The sequence below is a fragment of the Mycobacterium sp. genome (assembly GCF_035314665.1).
Lineage (GTDB): Bacteria > Actinomycetota > Actinomycetes > Mycobacteriales > Mycobacteriaceae > Mycobacterium.
Genome location: NZ_DATFZD010000278.1, coordinates 1 through 2,270, shown reverse-complemented (window position 1 = coordinate 2,270; position 2,270 = coordinate 1). Strand labels below are relative to the sequence as shown.

General features: G+C 66.3%; 2 protein-coding genes and 1 tRNA gene. 2 read left to right on the top strand and 1 reads right to left on the bottom strand.

Annotation, left to right across the window (positions count from 1 at the left end; genetic code table 11):
* Together VKI00_RS19695 and VKI00_RS19690 are read left to right on the top strand one after the other, a co-directional pair.
* The coding region (locus tag VKI00_RS19695) for an MFS transporter (RefSeq protein ID WP_324440362.1) at positions 1 to 1,017 on the top strand (1,017 nt) is incomplete at its 5' end.
* Between the two features lie 43 nt (positions 1,018 to 1,060).
* Positions 1,061 to 1,133 (top strand) — tRNA-Ala (locus tag VKI00_RS19690).
* 17 nt (positions 1,134 to 1,150) lie between these two features.
* Here the strand turns inward: VKI00_RS19690 and VKI00_RS19685 are convergent.
* Positions 1,151 to 2,270 (bottom strand): site-specific integrase (locus VKI00_RS19685; protein WP_324440360.1); only part of this gene is annotated, 1,120 nt, incomplete at its 5' end.

The window sequence follows — 2,270 nt, the reverse complement described above, 5'->3', positions numbered from 1 at the left end:
GGGGAGCGGCGGGTCTACGTCAGCGGCATCCTGATCGTGGCGCTCTCGACGGGCGCATGCGCGTTCGCGCAGGACTATTGGCAGCTCTTGCTGTTCCGCTCGCTGGGCGGGATCGGGTCAACGATGTTCTTCGTCTCGTCGCTGGGCTTGATGATTCGGGTCAGCCCGGAGGACGCACGGGGCCGTGTCGCGGGCATGTTCGCGACCGCGTTTCTCGTCGGCTCCGTCGGCGGCCCGGTGCTGGGCAGCCTGACGGCCGGGCTGGGCCTGAGCGTGCCGTTCGTGATCTACGGCGTCGCGCTGTTGATCGCCGCGGGCGTGGTGTTCTTCAGCCTGCGGCATTCCAGGCTCGCCGCACACGAGGAACAGGCCGAGCCGACGGTGACACTGCGGATCGCGTTACGCCAGCAGGCGTATCGCGCGGCCCTGCTGTCAAACTTCGCGACGGGGTGGGCGGTATTCGGTCTGCGCATGGCGTTGGTGCCACTGTTCGTCACGGAGGTTTTGGGCCGCGGGCCGGGTATGGCGGGCGTTTCATTGGCGACGTTCGCGGCCGGCAATGTGTCGGTGGTGATCCCCAGCGGCCACCTCTCCGACCGGGTCGGCCGACGGACCTTGCTCATCGTGGGGTTGTCTGTGTCCGGTGTGGCGACCGCGCTCGTGGGTTCGGCCTCATCGCTGCCGTTGTTCTTGGCCGGCGCCTACGTCGCAGGCGCCGCCGCCGGCATGTTCAGCTCGCCACAGCAGGCCGCCGTCGCGGACATCATCGGCAGCAAGGCACGGGCCGGGACCGCGCTCGCGGGATTTCAGATGATGGCTGACCTCGGTTCGATCCTGGGCTCGTTCACGGTCGGCGAGATCGCCCAGCAAGCGTCGTTCGGTTGGGCCTTCGTCGTCAGCGGCGTCATCCTGCTCGCCGCCGCTATCGCCTGGGTGCGCGCACCTGAGACTCGCGCGTCGCCGCCCGCCGAGGCGACACCGGCGCGCGGGGAGAGGTTCCCTGAGCTGCGGCTTTGAGCCGTCGATGCAGGTGGTGTAGCTTCGATTGGCACGACTTCACGGGGCTATGGCGCAGCTGGTAGCGCACCACACTGGCAGTGTGGGGGTCAGGGGTTCGAGTCCCCTTAGCTCCACCGGCCGAAACGCGGTTTCAGGAGCCCGATTTTCGGGCGTTTGACGACAACCGTGACGACAACCGTGACTTCTTTGACGACAACCCGCCCGACATTTCGTCGCCAACTTGTTCGAATAGGGTGCCCATCGAGTCCAAGGCGTCACGCTGCACCGCCTCGATCACCTCGACGTAGGTTCCCGTCGTCACCGTGATCGAGCTGTGCCGCAGGATCCGCTGCACGGTCGCCGGCGGCACTCCCGTCGTGAACAGCAGAGTGGCGCACGAGTGGCGAAGATCGTGCACACGCAGCTGCGGGACGTTGGCGATCTGGCACAGCCGATGGAACATGCGATTGATATTGCGTGGTTCGAGGAAGCCGCCATTTGCGGTGGTGAAGACGAGGCCGCTGTCGCGCCACTGAGCGCCGGCCGTGAAGCGCTCTTCGAGCTGTCTGCTGCGATGCCCGCGCAGAATGCTCACCAGCGCAGTCGGGATGGGCAGCACGGCGACCGACGCCTCCGTTTTGACCTGCTCCAGCCGAAGCTGACCGTCCACCCGGTGCAGTGCCTGGCGGATCGTCAGGCGGCCGTCATCGAGGTCGACGTCGGCCCAGGCAAGACCCAGTGCTTCGCCACGACGCAGCCCCATCACCAGGGCGACCGCCCAGAGGGCGTAGAGCCGGTGCTGTTCGGCGGCTTTGAGAAAGCGCAACGCCTCCGTGCGGGTGAAGCTGCGGACCTTTCGGTCATCGGTGACTCGCAGCTGAACCAGCCGGGCGACGTTGCGGCTGAGGAGTTCCTCGTCGACCGCGTCTTGCAACGCTGCCCGCAGGACTCTGAGGACGTGACGGATCGAGCTCGACGAGAGTAGGTCCTGACAGCACTCCGGTTCCTCGTTCGCCCAGCACCTGGGTGGGCACCGCCTCGCGTCCTTGCCCTGTGCGCAGCATTGGCACCGCGTCCGCAGCTGGTTCAGCCAAAGCCGAATATCGGAGGCCTGCAGCGTTTTCAGCTTCCGCTTGCCAATGCCTGGAACGATATGCAGGCGCACGTCTCCCTCGTACGTGGCGTAGGTGGTCCGCCGGATACTGGGTTCGGCGATGTGTTCGAGCCAATACGCGATGTATTCGGCCACGGTTAGCGTGGTGGTGGTTACC